Genomic DNA, 15432 nt, shown 5'->3' with positions numbered 1-15432 from the left:
TTGCGGCGAGCGTGCAGTTCGCGCCCGCGCTCGACGGTGTCGACCGAAGGGCTGTCTCGGCGGCCGTGCCGTTCGCGCCGTCGCGAGGGCCATGACTGCACGCTCGGTGGCGAACGCGGTGGGCGACCTCACGAATCGGATGTCGCGCCAGCGCGTGCGACCTCGCGCACAGCCTCGGCGACACCGCGGTTCCATGGGGTGCCGTGACCGGGCAGCACCCAGGTGACCTCGAGTCCTTCGAGCCGGTGGAGCGACACCAGCGCTTCGGCCGGATCGTCGGTGAACGGGGCCGGTTGCGGGCCCGCTGCGCCCGTGAGCACGTGCCGCGTGGTGAGCGCGTCGCCGACGAACACGGCGTCGGCGACGGGCACGTGGATCGCGATGCTGCCGGGGGAGTGGCCGGGCATGCCGATGACTCGCGGCGCCCCGGGGAGATCGAGCACGTCGCCGTCGCGCACGGTGACGACCTCGGAGAGGTGCGTGGTGCGAACGCCGCCGTGGGTGAGCGCGTACCAGAGGAACCTCGTGGTCGCGCCGAGCTTCATGTGGCCCCAATCGGGCTTGGTCGACTGCTCGCCGCGAGCTCGGGCCGCGTCGGCCTCGTGCACGTACACGGGAACGCCGTGGTCACGGCGCAGGCGCTCGGCGAACCCGATGTGGTCGGTGTCGCCGTGGGTGAGCACGACGCCTCGGATGTCGCTGATCGAGCGGCCCATCGCCGTGAGCTCGGCGGTGAGGTCGCGCCACTGGCCCGCGAGACCGGCGTCGATCAGGGTGATGCCGTCGGGTGTGTCGATCAGGTACACGGCCACGATGTCGTTGCCGATTCGGTGGAGTGATGGGCCGAGTCGCATCTGGGTCTTCGCCTTCGTCGAGTGGTGTGGGATGATGGCTAATATACATAGCCATCATGGCTACGGTCAATAGCCAACGCGGATCGAACCAGGGGGACCCATGCCGACACCTGACCGCACCTCACTCGGCGAGATCGTCGCCGCGGGTCGCGAACTCCTCGAGACCGAGGGGCTCGGCGGCCTCACGATGCAGGCTGTCGCCGCGCGCGTCGGCGTGCGTGCGCCTTCGCTCTACAAGCGTGTGCGCAACCGAGCCGAGCTCGTCTCGCTGGTTGCCGAGGCGACCGCCGGCGAACTCGGGCAGCGCCTCGACGCCGCGGCGACCGGCACGCCCGACGCGCACGCGCGCCTCCTGGTGCTTGCGCGCACGTTCCGCGGCTACGCGCACGAGCGTCCGGCGGCGTTCAGCCTGTTGTTCACGCCGGGCAGCGAGCTCGCCCTCGACCCCGACGTGCTCAGGCGGGCGAGCGCGTCGATGCTCGCGGTCGCGGTCGAGCTCTCCGGCCCAGATCACGCACTCGACGCCGCCCGCACGCTGGCCGCGTGGGCGAATGGGTTCGTCAGCATGGAACTCTCGGGGGCATTCCGCCTCGGCGGTGACATCGAGCGCGCCTTCGAGTTCGGCGCGCACCGACTCGCCGACGCCCTCGCCGCCAAACCCGACTTCGGCAACTGAGGAGAATGGGCGCCATCCCCGGTGTGAGTGCGGGATCGCGACCATCCTCCTGAGTTGCGAGCGGGGCGGATGTCCCAAGGTGGGGCTCAGCGGCCTGAAGGGGCAGTGGCCGCTTGTGGTTTCAGTTAGTGGCCACTAACATGATTCCAGTTAGTGCGCGCTAACTGTGTGGCGCGCGAGCGGCAGAGAGGCGCGAATGGTCACGCTCACGAGCACACCCGGTCCCGAGCGCACGACCGCCGGTCGCGACCGCCCCGAGCGCCCCTTCTCGCGAGTGCTCGTCGCCAACCGCGGCGAGATCGCGGTACGGGTCATCCGCACCCTGCGACGCCTCGGCATCCACTCGATCGCCGTCTACTCCGACGCCGACGCCGACGCCCCGCACGTGCTCCTCGCCGACGAGGCCGTGCGCATCGGCCCGGCGCCCGCAACCGAGAGCTACCTCGATCCGGCGCGCATCGTCGATGCCGCCCTCGCCACGGGTGCGCAGGCAGTGCATCCGGGCTACGGGTTCCTCTCCGAGCACGCGGGCTTCGCCCGCGCCTGCCGCGAAGCGGGCATCGTCTTCGTCGGCCCCGGCGACGAGGCCCTCGACGTGATGGGCGACAAGATCCGGGCGAAGCTGCACGTCGCGGCATCCGGCGTGCCGATCGTGCCCGGTATCGCCGACCCGTCGCTCGACGACGCCGCGCTCATCGAGGCCGCGGGCTCGGTGGGGTTCCCGCTGCTCGTCAAGCCCTCGGCCGGCGGCGGCGGCAAGGGCATGCAGGTCGTGCACGCTGCCGGCGAGCTCGCCGCGGCGCTCGCCACCGCGCGTCGGGTGGCCAGCGCGGCGTTCGGCGACGACACGCTGCTGCTCGAACGCCTCATCGAGCGGCCCCGCCACATCGAGGTGCAGGTGCTCGCCGATGCGGCGGGCACCGTCGTGCACCTCGGCGAACGCGAGTGCTCGCTGCAGCGGCGCCACCAGAAGGTCATCGAAGAGGCGCCCTCGCCGCTGCTCGACGCGCCGACGAGGGCGCGCATCGGCGCAGCGGCCTGCGATGCGGCTCGCAGCGTCGGCTACCTCGGTGCGGGCACGGTCGAGTTCCTCGTGTCCGATGCCGCACCCGATGAGTTCTTCTTCATCGAGATGAACACCCGGCTGCAGGTCGAGCATCCCGTGACCGAGCTCGTGACGGGCGTCGACCTCGTCGAGCAGCAGCTCCGCATCGCCGCGGGCGAGCCGCTCGCGTTCGCGCAGCAGCAGGTGCGGCTCGAGGGTCACGCCGTCGAGGCTCGGCTCTATGCCGAGACGCCGCATCGCGGCTTCCTTCCGTCGACGGGGCCGGTGCTCGCCTGGCGGGCCCCCGAGGGCGAGGGCGTGCGGGTCGACGCCGGCATCCGCGAGGGCCAGCAGATCACCGCCTACTACGACCCGATGATCGCCAAGGTGATCTCGTACGGCTCCGATCGGGCGCAGGCGCTCGAGCGGCTCGACCGTGCGCTCGCCGACACCGTCGTGCTCGGGGTCGACACCAACATCGCCTTCCTGCGCCGGCTGCTCGCCGAGCCGGGGGTGCAGGCGGGTCATCTCGACACCGGGCTCATCGACCGCATGCCCGAGAGTCACGCCGCCGAGCCCGTGCCCGAGCTCATCGATGCGGCGGCACGCCGGTTCGCGCGCGATGACGCCGTCGAGCGACTCGCGGCTGGTGACGGCGGGCCAACGGCCTGGCATTCGGCCACGGGCTGGCGCCCCGGCGCCGTGCATGCGACCGAGGTGCTGCTCGCCCCGCGCGACCACCCGCACGAGATGCGCACGGTCGCCGCAGTGCCCGACGCCGCAATGCCCGACGCACTCGCCGATGCGGTGATCCGCGTCGACGACGACGGCGCCGTGTGGGTGCATCACCGCGGGGCATCGGCCGCTTTCGTGCGCATCGACCGTCGAACCCACGCCGAGCGCCGTCGCGCGGCGACCGAGCGCGGCGCCGACGCCGCCGACCCCGACCTGCGCGCACCCATGCCCGGAACCGTCACGGCGGTGTTCGCCGAGAACGGCGACACCGTCGAGGCGGGCGACGCCATCGTCGCCATCGAGGCGATGAAGATGGAGCATCGCGTCGTCGCGGCGCTCGACGGCACGGTTCGGCTCGCCGTCGCCGTGGGCGACCTCGTCGGTCGTGACCAGGCGGTCGCGCGCATCGAGCCGCACCCCGCGGCATCCGAACCCGACCCCTCCGACGGCCCTTACGCGGGTGCCGTCGCGAACGCACCCGACCAGGAATAGAGGAGCACCATGCACGACCTGAGCACCGAGGAACAGCAGCTGTACGACATGGTGTGCGAGTTCGCCGACACCGTCGTCGCCCCGCAGTCGTACGAGGCCGACCGCACCCACACGCTCTCGATGGACGTCGTCGCGCAGATGGGCGAACTCGGGCTGTTCGGCCTGCCGTTCCCCGAAGAGGTCGGCGGCCAGGGCGGCGACTACATGGCGCTGTGCCTCGCGATCGAGGCGCTCGCCCGCGTCGACCAGTCGATCGCGATCACCCTCGAGGCGGCAGTCGGCCTCGGCGCCATGCCCATCTACCGTCACGGCACCGACGAGCAGAAGGCCGAGCACCTGCCCGACCTCGTCGCCGGGCGTGCACTCGCCGGGTTCGGCCTCACCGAGTCCGAGGCCGGGTCCGATGCCGGCGCGACCCGCACGACCGCCGTGCTCGACGGTGACGAGTGGGTCATCAACGGCTCGAAGCAATTCATCACCAACTCGGGCACGCCGATCACGAAGTTCGTCACGGTCACGGCCGTGACCGGTGAGCGCGAGCGCCCCGACGGCTCGGTCTCGAAGGAGCTCTCGACGATCATCGTGCCGAACGGCACACCCGGGTTCACCGTGGCGGCGGGCTACGACAAGTCGGGCTGGCGGGCCTCCGACACGCACGCGCTGACCTTCGACGACGTGCGCGTACCGGCCGCCAACCTGCTCGGCGAACGCGGCCGCGGCTTCGCCAACTTCCTGCGCACGCTCGACGAGGGCCGCGTCGCGATCGCGGCGCTCGCCACGGGCGTCGCCCAGGGCTGCCTCGACGAGGCGCTCGCATACGCGAAGACCCGCAATGTCTTCGGCGTGCCGATCGCATCGCACCAATACGTCGCCTTCACGATCGCGCAGATGCAGGCAAGGGTCTACACCGCGCGCCTCGCATGGCGCGACGCGGCGCGCCGGGTCGACGCGGGCCTTCCGTTCAAGAAGGAGGCCGCGATGGCGAAGCTCGTCTCGAGCGACGCGGCGATGCTCAACTCGCGCGACGCCACCCAGGTCTTCGGCGGCATGGGCTTCATGAACGAGAGCCTGGTGGCGAGGCACTACCGTGACTCGAAGATCCTCGAGATCGGCGAGGGCACGAACGAGGTGCAGCTCATGGTCATCGCCCGCGAGCTGGGCATCGGCTGAGGAGGGGTTCACCATGACGGATGCTTCGGAAGCGGCGCCGCTGCGCGAGGTCGTGCAGCGCGGACTCTGGTTCGAGGAGTTCGAAGAGGGCGTGCGCTACCTGCACCGCCCGGGTCGCACGGTCACCGAGGCCGACAACGTGCTGTTCACGACGCTCACCATGAATCCGCAGCCGCTGCACCTCGACGCGGCCTGGTCGGCCGAGCAGCCGTTCGGGCAGCGGCTCGTGAACTCGCTGTTCACCCTGTCGACGCTGGTCGGGCAGTCGGTCGGCCAGCTCACGCAGGGCACGCTCGTCGCCAATCTCGGGTTCGGCGCGGTCGCGTTCCCGCATCCGGTCTTCGTCGGCGACACCCTCTACGGTGAGAGCATCGTCGAGTCCAAGCGCGAGTCGGCGTCGCGCCCCGGGCAGGGCGTCGTGACCCTCGCCCACACGGCCCGCAACCAAGACGGTGTCGTCGTCGCGACCGCGTCGCGCACGATGCTGGTCTGGTTGCGCGCCGAGGGCGAGCGGCAGGCGGTCGCCGCCGGTGCGGCCGTGGCCGACGGTGAGCAGGCGAGCGGATGACCCACCCGGCGTTCCGCTTCGGCCCGGCGCTGCTCTTCTGCCCGGCCGACCGCCCCGACCGGTTCGCGAAGGCCGCCGAACGCGCCGACGCCGTGATACTCGACCTCGAGGACGCCGTCGCCGACGACGCGAAGCACTCGGCGCGAGTCGCGCTGCTCACCACCACGATCGACCCCGAACGCGTGATCGTGCGCGTCAACCCGGCGAGCAGCCCGCATCTCGACGACGACCTCGCGATGCTCGCGCAGACGCCCTATCGCACCGTGATGCTCGCGAAATGCGAGGGCACGGCCGACCTCGTCGGGCTCGCCGACTACGAGGTGATCGCGCTCTGCGAGACCGCCCGCGGAGTGCTCGCGGCGGGCGAGATCGCCGACCTCCCCAATGTCTCGGCGCTCATGTGGGGCGCTGAAGACCTCGTCGCGTCGCTCGGAGGCTCGTCGAGCCGTTTCGACGACGGGAGATATCGCGACGTCGCGCGCCACGCCAGGTCGCAGGTACGGCTTGCGACGGCCGCCAACGGCATCGCCGCGATCGACGCCGTGCACCTCGACATCGGCGATGTCGACGGACTGCGGGCCGAGGTCGACGATGCCGCGGCGCTGGGGTTCGCCGCGACCGCGTGCATCCACCCGTCGCAGGTCGCGATCGTGCGCGAGGGCTACCGCCCCGAACCTGAGCGACTGGAGTGGGCGAGAGCGGTGCTCGATGCGGCGGCCGCGAGCGAGGCCGGTGTGTTCGCCTTCCGGGGCGTGATGGTCGATGCCCCGGTGCTGCGCCAGGCAGAGGCGATCATCCGCCGCGCGGGGTGACGCGAGTCGCGACATCCGTTCGCCGGGTCGCATGATGCGCGACCGTGACCCCCGCTGTCGAAACGATTCGGTAACAGTTCGCCCGACTTCGGGCTTTCGGCGGGGCCGGGTGCCGTTCTGCGCATATTCTCGATGTTCAATCCTGGGGAGGAGGGGAGCATCGTGGCTCGACGGCACAGCATGGCGCATGGGGCGAGCGTTGCCGAGGCGACGTACGCCGAGCGTGCGCGTGCCGCGGCGCTGCACCAGCCGGCCGAAGACCTCGCGACCACCACATCCGTCACCGTCGAACAGCGCGTCGAGACGATCACCTCGAACCCGCTCTCTGGCCCGATCACGGTGCCGCGGCGAGCCGAGATCGGCGAGACCGGCCTGTCGGCGCATCCGATCGCACTCGGCTCCTCGACGTTCGGATGGACCGTCGACGACGCGGCAGCGTCCGACGTGCTCGACCGCTACGCCGGCACCGGCGGATCGATCATCGACACCTCCGACAGCTTCAGCGCGGGGCGTAGTGAACGCATCATCGGCCGGTGGATGAGCTCGCGGGGCACTCGCGACCGCATGATCGTCACGACCCGGGTCGGGCGCCACCCCGACCGTCGCGCGCGCAACGTGGCCGACCTCGTCGCCGCCGTCGACGACTCGCTGGGCCGCCTGGGCACCGACCGAATCGACCTGCTCTACCTCCAGGACGAACATCTCGACATCCCCCTCGAAGAGCGCCTCGGAGCGGTCGACGCGCTCATCACCGCGGGCAAGGTGCGTGCCATCGGAGCCTCCGACTTCTCGCCCGAGCGGCTCATCGAGGCCCGCGTACTCGCCGCGAACGGGCTGCCCCGCTTCGAGGCGCTCACGACGAGGTACAGCCTGCTCGAGCGGCAACCCTTCGAGGGTGCGCCCGAACTCGTGGCGCACGCCCAGGGGCTCTCGGTGCTGCCGTACTTCGCGCTCGCGAACGGATTTCTCGGGGGCGGCGTGCGGCGGCGCTCCGACGCACGGCACGACGCTCGCGGTGCGCGGCAGGCCGCGCACCTCAGTCGGCGGGGCCATCGGGTGCTCGAGGCGATCGACGCGGTCGCATTCGCGCACGGGGTGGCGCCCGCCACCATCGCCCTCGCCTGGCTGCTCGCCAAACCGACGGTCGCGGCACCGGTCGTGAGCGCGACCCGGCCCGAGCACGTCGAGGCGCTGATGAGCGCCGCGTGCGTCGAGCTGGCGCGCTCCGAACTCGTCGAACTCGACCGCGCCTCGGCCTGACCGGCGGCGCACTCACGGCAGTGCGGAGCGCGAGCGGCCCGCCGTGCGGCGATGAACCTCGCCTGTGTCCGACCGGTGGCATAGGCTGGGCGGGATGAACGGCGCCGTCGACCTCCCACTTGGCCTGTCCGAGCTCTCGTTCGAGGCCACCGGCGGTTCCCGGGTCCGGCGAAGCATCCTCCCGTCGGGCGTCCGCGTGCTGAGTGAGCAGGTGCCCGGCAGCCGCAGCGTCACCATCGGGTTCTGGGTCGCCGTCGGGTCGCGCGACGAGCAGGGCGCCGACGCCGCCCACCCCGCGAGCTACGGGTCCACGCACTTCCTCGAGCATCTGCTGTTCAAGGGCACCACGAGCCGAACGGCGCTCGACATCGCGATCTCGTTCGACTCGGTCGGCGGCGAGCACAACGCGCTCACCGCCAAGGAGTACACCTGCTACTACGCCAAGGTGCAAGACCGCGACCTGCCCATGGCCGTGGCCGTGCTCGCCGACATGTTCACGTCGTCGCTCCTCGACCCCGCCGAGTTCGAGAACGAGCGCGGGGTCATCCTCGAAGAACTGTCGATGGCGGGCGACGACCCCGCCGACGTGGCGAACGAGCGGTTCTTCGAGGCGGTGCTCGGGCATCATCCGCTCGGGCGCCCCATCGGGGGCGATCCCGACACCATCCGCTCGGCCACCCGCCCGGCCGTCGCCGAGCACTACCGCGCGAACTACCGCCCGCAAGACCTCGTCGTGAGCGTGGCAGGCGCGGTCGATCACGACGTGCTCATCGCCGAACTCGAGCGCGCGCTCGCCGCGGCCGGGTGGAACCTCTCGATCGCCGCAGCCCCCGTCGAGCGCCGGCCCACGCTCGCGGCGAACCTCGCGGCGGGGCATCCGCTCACCGTCGTCGAACGGCCCACCGAGCAGGTGAACCTGCTGCTTGGCGTGCCTGGCCTCGTGGCGACCGACGAGCGCCGCTCGACGATGAGCGTGCTCAACGCGATCTTCGGTTCGGGCATGTCGTCGCGGCTGTTCCAGCAGATCCGCGAGCGCCGAGGGCTCGCGTACGCCGTCTACTCGTTCGCGCCGGCCTATTCCGACGCCGGGCTCTTCGGTATGTACGCCGGCTGCGCGCCCGCGAAGGCGGGCACGGTGGCCGGGCTCATGCGCGAAGAACTCGAACGCGTCGCGAACGACGGCGTGACCGCCGACGAGTTGCGCCGCGCCGCCGGGCAGCTCGCGGGCGCGTCGGCACTCGCCCTCGAAGACTCCGACACTCGCATGTCGAGACTCGGCCGCGCCGAACTGACTCTTGCAGAATTCGCAGATCTCGATGAGGCACTGCGTCGCATCGCACTCGTCACGGTCGACGACGTGCAGGCGCTCGCAGCCGATCTCGTCGCCCGGCCGTTCTCTCTCGTCGCCGTCGGGGCGACCGACGAGGCGGCCTTCTCCGGTGTGGTCGACCGCATCGCACCGAGCATCGACGTCGCCTGACCGCGACCCGACACCAAGTACAGGAGTCGATTTCCAGTGGGCCACCACCTCTACCTCGTTCGACACGGCGAGCAACTCGACGCCGAGCACGGCCTGCCCGACGGGCCGCTCTCGCCTCGAGGGCGGCGGCAGGCCGAGCTGCTCGCCGAGCGACTCGGGGGTATTCCGTTCGACCACGCCTGGCACTCGCCCCTGCAGCGCGCAACCGAGACCGCTGAGATCATCGCCGCGAAGATGCCGGCGCTGAACCCCGAGCCCTCGCCGCTGCTGTTCGACTGCATTCCGTCGGGGCCGGTGCCCGAGATGCCGAAGGTGTACCAACCGTTCTTCGGCTCGGTCACCGAAGAAGAGATCGAGGCAGGCAGCGCCCAGATGGTCGACGCGGTCGACGAGTTCCTGCGCTCGCATCGCGACGACCACCACGAGCTGCTGATCACGCACAACTTCGTGATCGCCTGGTTCGTACGTGAGGTGCTCGGGGCGCCCGACTGGCGGTGGGTGTCGATCAACCAGGCCAACTGCGGCCTCACGGTGCTCACGCAGAAGCCGGGGCGCCCGTGGAGCCTCGTCGTGCACAACGACCTCGCGCACCTGCCGCCCGAACTGCGCACCGGGCTGCCCGAGCCCTACACGATCTGAGGCGGCGACACGGTCTTGCCGTACCAGTTCGTCGCGTTCGGGTTGTCGTTGTAGGGCTCGATCGGCGCATAGCCGGCCGACTGGTACAACCCGCCGGCCGCTTCGAGGCTGGCATTCGTGTCGAGCACGAGCTCTTGCGCACCGAACCCGATCGCCCGACGCTCGAGCTCGTCGAGCAGGCGACGCCCACCGCCCTGCCCTCGGGCCGCTGGGGCGAGCCACAGGTGCTTGACCTCGAACCGCACCGCGTGCGTCTCGGGGTGCGCATCGATGCGCCGCACACCGCCGCACCCGACCGGCCCGGCATCGTCGCCTTCGACGACGACGAACACACCCATGGGAGGCGTGAACTGCTCGGCCTTCGGCCAGGTCGGGCGGTAGACGCCCTGCTCGACCGGAAAGCCCGCCGCGCGCTCGGCGAAGTACGCGTCGAGCATGCCGTGCGCGTCGGGAGAGGTCACGTCGGCAGGGCGGAAACGCAGCATGCGATCAGCCTACGACGGCGCCACCGGCCCGCTTCGCGGCATCCGACCGCCGGATGCCGCTTGGTAGGGTGATGGCGTGACGAAACGGGTCGCCGTGGCCGGGGCCACCGGCAAGATGGGGCAACTGGCGGTTCGACTCATCGACGAGGCCGACGACCTCGAACTGCACGCCGCGCTCGACTCGCGATCGAGCCTCGACGAGATGCTCGGCGCCGATGTGGCCTTCGATGTGACGCACCCCGGCGCGAGCGCCGCGATCGTCGAGTTCGCCGCGGGCGCGGGCATTCCGATCGTGGTCGGCACGTCGGGCTGGTCGAGCGATCGCATCGCCGAGATCACGCAGTTCGTGCGCGGTCACGACGACGCCGGCGCGGTCGTGTTCGTGCCGAACTTCTCGATCGGCAGTGTGCTGGCATCGTCGTTCGCCGCGCTCGCCGCCCCCTACTTCGACTCGATCGAGATCGTCGAGGCCCATCACGCCGGCAAGGTCGACTCGCCGTCGGGCACGGCCGTGCGCACCGCAGAGCTCATCGGCGAGGGCCGCGCCGTCATCGGGCCGGTCGCCGCCCCCCATACCGACCAGCGCGCCCGCGGGCAGCTCGTGTCGGGGATCCCCGTGCACAGCCTGCGCATGGCAGGCGTGCTCGCCGAACAGCGCGTCATCCTCGGCGGCGACGGCGAGACCCTCACCTTCACCCACTCGACGCTGTCGCCGAGCTCGTACGAGGCCGGCATCCTGCTCGCCCTGCGCCGCGCGACCGAGGTGTCGGGTGTGACCGTCGGCCTCGACGCACTGCTCGACCTCGGATTGTCGGGCCCCGCTCGATGAGCACGAAGACCGGCGCGCTCATCATGGCGGCGCTGCTCGTCGTCTACGTCGTGCTCGTGGGCTGGCGTGCGGTGCAGTTCATCGGCACCGGCGAGCCCATCGCGATCGCGATCGGCATCGCGCTCATCGTGCTGCCGATCATCGCGGGCTGGGCCCTGTGGCGCGAACTCGCGTTCGGCATGCGCTCGCAGGCGCTTGTGAAGCGGCTCGAGGCCGAGGGCGGCCTCGACCTCGGGTTGCCGGTCAGGCCGAGCGGCCGACCCGAGCGGTCCGCGGCCGATGCCGCATTCGACGGATTCCGTGCCGCGGCCGAGGCCGCGCCCGACTCGTGGCGGGCGTGGCTGCGGCTGGGGCTGGCGTACGACGCGGCCGGAGACCGTCGACGTGCACGGCAGGCGGTGCGACGCGCCATCGAGCTCGACCGAGCGCAGCACTGACCGCGCGCAGCACTGACCGCGCGCAGCACTGACCACTGCGGGTGAACGCCGCGACCGGCGGCCCGCTCAATGCGGGGGACCGTCGGCCGCACTCAGCGCTACTGCACGCCCAGCATCACGTCGAGGGCCGTCTCGACGGTCGCGTGCTCGAAGCGATAGCCGTCGTCGATCAGCCGCTGCGGCCGCACCTTCTGGCTCGAGAGCAGCAGTTCGTCGGCGGCCTGGCCGAGGGTGAGTTCGAGCAACTTCTCAGGAAGGCTGAATGCGTAGGGGCGGTGCATGCGCGCGGCCATGGCGGTCATCACCCGGTCGGCGGTGGCGGGCGTGGGGCCGGTGAGGTTGACGGCGCCTGCGACGTGGGAATCGAGCAGGTGCACGATGGCGCCGACCTCGTCTGCCAAGGCGATCCACGGCCAATGCTGCCCGCCCGTGCCGAGGCGGCCCGAGACACCGAGCTTCGTGAGCGTGCTGACCCGCTTCAGGGCACCGCCGTGGCCGTGCAGATGAGAATGGCCGATGACGAGGCCGCTGCGCACGGTCAGGGTGCGGGTCGCTTCGGGTGCCAGTCGCGCGGCGGCCTCCCACTTCTCGACGACTCCCGCGAGGAACCCCGTGCCTGCACTCGAGTACTCGGTGAGCAGCTCTCCCGGACGGTCGCCGTAGTAGCCGACCGCCGACGCGTTGACGAACGTCGCCGGCGGCCTACGTGCCTTGCGCATGGCGTCGGCGAGGGTGCGCGTCGCGGTGATTCGCGAGTCGAGGATCTCGCCGCGGTAGGCCCTGGTCCACGGAACTCGGGCGAACGACGCACCGGCGAGGTTCACGACGGCGTCGACGCGATCCATCACCGTGAAGTCGATGATGCCCGCGGTCGGTGACCACGACACCTCGTCGGGCATCTGAGCGCGTCGTCGCACGAGGCGCACGACATCATGCCCCGCAGCTGTCAGACGGTCGACCAGCTCGGCGCCGATGAATCCGGATGCTCCGGCGACGAGCACTCTCATTTTCAGGCGAGTTCGGCTTCGATCGTGATCGGGATCGCGAGCGCCTTCGAGATGGGGCAGTTGTCCTTCGCGTCTGCGGCGAACGCCTCGAACTCGGCTTCAGTGATGCCCGGCACGCGCGCGCTCACGAGCAGGTGGCTGCCGAGCACGCCCTTGCCGGCCTCGAACGTGACGGCCGCCGTGGTCTGGATGCTCTCGGGCGGGTTGCCGGCCTGCGCGAGTGCGAGTGAGAGGGCCATCGAGAAGCACGACGAGTGCGCCGCAGCGAGCAGCTCTTCGGGGTTGGTCATGTTCGACACGCCCTCGGAGCGTCCTTCCCAGGTCACCTGGAAGTTGGCGAGCCCCGACGAATCGAGGTTGACGTCGCCCGACCCTTCGAAGAGCGTGCCCTTCCAGATGGTGGTCGATTCACTCGTGAGCGCCATGGGATCCTCCACTTCGAGACGGGCTCTCAGCCTAGCGGGGCGGATGTCGCGTGCGTCAGGTGCCGGCGATGACTCGCGCACGCACGAGCAGCAGATACATCTGGCAGCCGAGGCAGAAGCCGAAGGCGGCGTTGAGGAACGCCGCGAAGAACGCTATGCCCGCGGCGATCGGCACCGCCGACGCAACGCCGAACGCGCCGAGCAGGACCCCGGCGAGACCGACCGCGAAGCCGACACCCTGGGCGAAGGTCGGCGGTCGCGGGTCCTCGAGTTCGGCCGGCGGGGCGAGCCGCGGGCGCACGAGCCTCGCGAAGAGGAGGCCATAGGGGTGCCGCCGGATGCCGGCGAATGCGCCCCACGCGAAGAGCGCGGTCAATATCACGAGCAGCCAGAACGCCGCGGCCGACGCGCCGCCGACCCCGAGCACGACGGTGGCGAGCAGGAGCGCGGCGGTGATGCCCGCGCCGAAGCGGGGACCGCGCGGGTCGATCCCGGGCGTCCCCGTACCGGCGCCGACCTGCTGCTCAGCGCTGGATTCCGACATGATGCCTCCCGAGGATCTCATCGAGTTCGGCGCGCACCGCGTGCGCGTGCGGGGCTCCGCTGAACCGGGCGCGCACGAGGCCGTCGGCGTCGAGGAGCAGGGTGGTCGGCGTCTGCGTGACGTCGAACCTGCGCGCGAGGTCGGCGCGCCGGGTCAAGTCGATCTCGACGTGCCGGGTTCCCTGCGCGTCGTGGGCGATCGAGTGGAGCAACCGTGCCGTCGCAGGGCATTTGGCGCAGAACTCGGTCGAGAACTGAACGAGAGTCGCCGCGTCGCCGAAGGCGACGGGGCCGAGCTCGGCAGGGCGCACCCGTTCACCCGAGCCGGCATGCGCGCGACCCTGCCGCGACCGCCAGATCAGCCCCGTCGCCGTCGCCGCCGCGACGAGCACGGCGCCGACCACGAGCGCTGCCAGCCAGTCCATGGTCAGAGCGTAGGCACGCGGGCGGGCTGACGTGGCGAGTATGACGGACGATGACGGGCGCGGGACATCCGCGGCGCGCCCCGACGGGGTTAGCCTTGTGGCGATGTCCGAGACGATTCACACACCGTACGAAGACCTGCTGCGCGACGTGCTCGACCACGGCGCCGTCAAGGGCGATCGCACCGGCACGGGCACGCGCAGCGTGTTCGGGCGGCAGTTGCGGTTCGACCTGTCCGAGGGGTTCCCGCTCATCACCACGAAGCGCGTGCACTTCAGGTCGATCGCCTACGAGCTGCTGTGGTTCCTGCAGGGCTCGTCGAATGTCGGCTGGCTGCAGCGCAACGGCGTCACCATCTGGGACGAGTGGGCCGACGCCGCGGGCGAACTCGGCCCCGTGTACGGCGTGCAGTGGCGGTCGTGGCCGACCCCGGCGGGCGAGGTCATCGACCAGATCGCCGACGTCGTCGAGCAGATCCGCGTGAACCCCGACTCGCGTCGGCTCATCGTGTCGGCGTGGAACCCCGCCGACATCCCCGACATGGCGCTGGCGCCGTGTCACGCGCTCTTCCAGTTCTACGTCGCCGACGGCCGGCTGTCGTGCCAGCTCTACCAGCGCAGCGCCGACCTGTTCCTCGGGGTGCCGTTCAACATCGCCTCGTATGCTCTGCTCACCCACATGGTGGCGCACCAGACCGGCCTCGAGGTCGGCGACTTCGTGTGGACGGGCGGTGACTGCCACATCTACGACAACCACGTCGAGCAGGTGCGCGAGCAGCTCTCGCGCGACCCCTACCCTGCACCGACCCTGCGGTTCGCGCGCACACCCGAGTCGATCTTCGACTACGAGTACGACGACTTCGTCGTCGAGGGTTACCAGCACCACCCGGCGATCCGCGCCGCCGTCGCCGTATGAGCGCGGCTCCGAAGCTCGGTCTCATCTGGGCCGAGGCGCACCACGGCGTCATCGGCGCCGGCGGGGTCATGCCGTGGCACGTGCCCGAAGACCTCGCGCACTTCAAGCAGGTCACGCTGGGCAGCCCCGTGGTGATGGGTCGCAAGACATGGGATTCGCTGCCCGAGCGGTTCCGGCCGCTGCCCGGCCGCGACAACATCGTCGTCACACGCAATTCCGAGTGGACGGCCGAGGGCGCCGTGCGCGCCGGCTCGATCGACGACGGCCTGGCGCTGGCTGGGGCATCCGAACCCGACCGGATCTGGGTGATCGGCGGAGCCGAGCTCTTCGGCCGGCTCATCGACCGCGCCGATCGCCTCGAGGTCACCGAGCTCGACCTCGACATGCCGGGCGACACCTACGCCCCCTCGATCGACCTGAGCTGGCGACTCGCCGATGCCGACCCCGAGGTCGGAGCGTACGTCTCGCGCGCAGGCATCGGCTACCGCTTCCGCCGCTACGAGCGCCCCTGAGCACCGACGCGGTCGGGAAGTTCCCGCCGCGGGCTCGCGTGCCGCGACCGCGCCCCCACTCGCGGTGGCGGCACCCACCGCGCCCCCACTCGCGGTGGCGGTGTGCTCATCGCGCCCAGCCAGAA

General features: G+C 70.9%; 18 protein-coding genes. 12 read left to right on the top strand and 6 right to left on the bottom strand.

Features of this window, described 5'->3' with window-relative positions; translation table 11 throughout:
* Positions 1 to 128 precede the first annotated feature (128 nt).
* Positions 129 to 854 carry an MBL fold metallo-hydrolase gene (locus ABD164_RS03700; RefSeq protein WP_344293566.1) on the bottom strand — a complete coding sequence of 242 codons (726 nt, stop codon included), beginning with the start codon at positions 852 to 854 and terminating at the stop codon, positions 129 to 131.
* Between the two features lie 100 nt (positions 855 to 954).
* Between ABD164_RS03700 and ABD164_RS03695 the strand changes: the two genes are divergently transcribed.
* The 8 genes from ABD164_RS03695 (at position 955) to ABD164_RS03660 (ending at position 9731) form a co-directional block, all read left to right on the top strand.
* Complete coding sequence (locus tag ABD164_RS03695) at positions 955 to 1530, top strand: TetR/AcrR family transcriptional regulator (RefSeq protein ID WP_344293565.1); 576 nt, start codon at positions 955 to 957, stop codon at positions 1528 to 1530.
* 196 nt (positions 1531 to 1726) lie between these two features.
* Positions 1727 to 3802 carry an ATP-binding protein gene (locus tag ABD164_RS03690; protein ID WP_344293563.1) on the top strand — a complete coding sequence of 692 codons (2076 nt, stop codon included), beginning with the start codon at positions 1727 to 1729 and terminating at the stop codon, positions 3800 to 3802.
* Between the two features lie 9 nt (positions 3803 to 3811).
* Positions 3812 to 4972 (top strand): acyl-CoA dehydrogenase family protein, encoded by a 1161-nt coding sequence (locus ABD164_RS03685; protein ID WP_344293561.1) that lies wholly within the window; start codon positions 3812 to 3814, stop codon positions 4970 to 4972.
* A 13-nt stretch (positions 4973 to 4985) separates the two neighbouring features.
* On the top strand, positions 4986 to 5540 hold the full coding sequence (locus ABD164_RS03680) for a MaoC family dehydratase (RefSeq protein WP_344293559.1): 555 nt from the start codon (positions 4986 to 4988) through the stop codon (positions 5538 to 5540).
* Positions 5537 to 6352, top strand: a complete 816-nt coding sequence (locus ABD164_RS03675) for an HpcH/HpaI aldolase/citrate lyase family protein (protein ID WP_344293557.1) — start codon at positions 5537 to 5539, stop codon at positions 6350 to 6352. Before ABD164_RS03680 ends, ABD164_RS03675 begins: the two co-directional genes overlap by 4 nt.
* Before the next feature lie 162 nt (positions 6353 to 6514).
* Entirely contained in the window at positions 6515 to 7612 is a 1098-nt protein-coding gene (locus ABD164_RS03670) for an aldo/keto reductase (protein ID WP_344293556.1), read from the top strand.
* A 94-nt stretch (positions 7613 to 7706) separates the two neighbouring features.
* The gene (locus ABD164_RS03665) at positions 7707 to 9092 is read left to right on the top strand and encodes a M16 family metallopeptidase (protein WP_344293554.1); all 1386 of its coding nucleotides are present in this window, start codon (positions 7707 to 7709) and stop codon (positions 9090 to 9092) included.
* Positions 9093 to 9128: 36 nt separating this feature from the next.
* Positions 9129 to 9731, top strand: coding sequence for a histidine phosphatase family protein (locus tag ABD164_RS03660; protein ID WP_344293552.1), 603 nt, complete (start codon positions 9129 to 9131; stop codon positions 9729 to 9731).
* Here ABD164_RS03660 and ABD164_RS03655 read toward each other — a convergent pair.
* On the bottom strand, positions 9719 to 10216 hold the full coding sequence (locus ABD164_RS03655; protein ID WP_344293550.1) for a GNAT family N-acetyltransferase: 498 nt from the start codon (positions 10214 to 10216) through the stop codon (positions 9719 to 9721). The two genes, ABD164_RS03660 and ABD164_RS03655, sit on opposite strands and share 13 nt — an antisense overlap.
* A gap of 76 nt (positions 10217 to 10292) precedes the next feature.
* On the opposite strand from ABD164_RS03655, the gene dapB reads away from it, so the two are divergent.
* Positions 10293 to 11045 carry a 4-hydroxy-tetrahydrodipicolinate reductase gene (dapB, locus tag ABD164_RS03650; RefSeq protein ID WP_344293548.1) on the top strand — a complete coding sequence of 251 codons (753 nt, stop codon included), beginning with the start codon at positions 10293 to 10295 and terminating at the stop codon, positions 11043 to 11045.
* Positions 11042 to 11482, top strand: coding sequence for a hypothetical protein (locus ABD164_RS03645; protein ID WP_344293546.1), 441 nt, complete (start codon positions 11042 to 11044; stop codon positions 11480 to 11482). Before dapB ends, ABD164_RS03645 begins: the two co-directional genes overlap by 4 nt.
* Positions 11483 to 11580: 98 nt before the next feature.
* Here the strand turns inward: ABD164_RS03645 and ABD164_RS03640 are convergent, their stop codons facing one another.
* From ABD164_RS03640 to ABD164_RS03625, 4 genes are read right to left on the bottom strand one after another with little or no spacing between them, the layout of a single operon-like run.
* Positions 11581 to 12489, bottom strand: a complete 909-nt coding sequence (locus ABD164_RS03640) for a TIGR01777 family oxidoreductase (RefSeq protein ID WP_344293544.1) — start codon at positions 12487 to 12489, stop codon at positions 11581 to 11583.
* Between the two features lie 2 nt (positions 12490 to 12491).
* On the bottom strand, positions 12492 to 12914 hold the full coding sequence (locus ABD164_RS03635) for an OsmC family peroxiredoxin (RefSeq protein WP_344293542.1): 423 nt from the start codon (positions 12912 to 12914) through the stop codon (positions 12492 to 12494).
* Positions 12915 to 12969: 55 nt separating this feature from the next.
* Entirely contained in the window at positions 12970 to 13458 is a 489-nt protein-coding gene (locus ABD164_RS03630) for a DUF4395 domain-containing protein (RefSeq protein ID WP_344293540.1), read from the bottom strand.
* A complete protein-coding gene (locus ABD164_RS03625; protein ID WP_344293538.1) occupies positions 13439 to 13882 on the bottom strand; it encodes a TlpA family protein disulfide reductase in 444 nt (147 codons plus the stop codon). Before ABD164_RS03625 ends, ABD164_RS03630 begins: the two co-directional genes overlap by 20 nt.
* Positions 13883 to 13985: 103 nt before the next feature.
* Between ABD164_RS03625 and ABD164_RS03620 the strand changes: the two genes are divergently transcribed.
* Positions 13986 to 14795, top strand: coding sequence for a thymidylate synthase (locus tag ABD164_RS03620; RefSeq protein WP_344293536.1), 810 nt, complete (start codon positions 13986 to 13988; stop codon positions 14793 to 14795).
* Complete coding sequence (locus ABD164_RS03615) at positions 14792 to 15307, top strand: dihydrofolate reductase (RefSeq protein WP_344293534.1); 516 nt, start codon at positions 14792 to 14794, stop codon at positions 15305 to 15307. Before ABD164_RS03620 ends, ABD164_RS03615 begins: the two co-directional genes overlap by 4 nt.
* The last annotated feature ends 125 nt before the right edge of the window (positions 15308 to 15432 follow it).

This window comes from Agromyces neolithicus (genome assembly GCF_039529735.1).
GTDB lineage: Bacteria > Actinomycetota > Actinomycetes > Actinomycetales > Microbacteriaceae > Agromyces > Agromyces neolithicus.
This window is presented reverse-complemented; position numbering and strand designations above follow the sequence as displayed.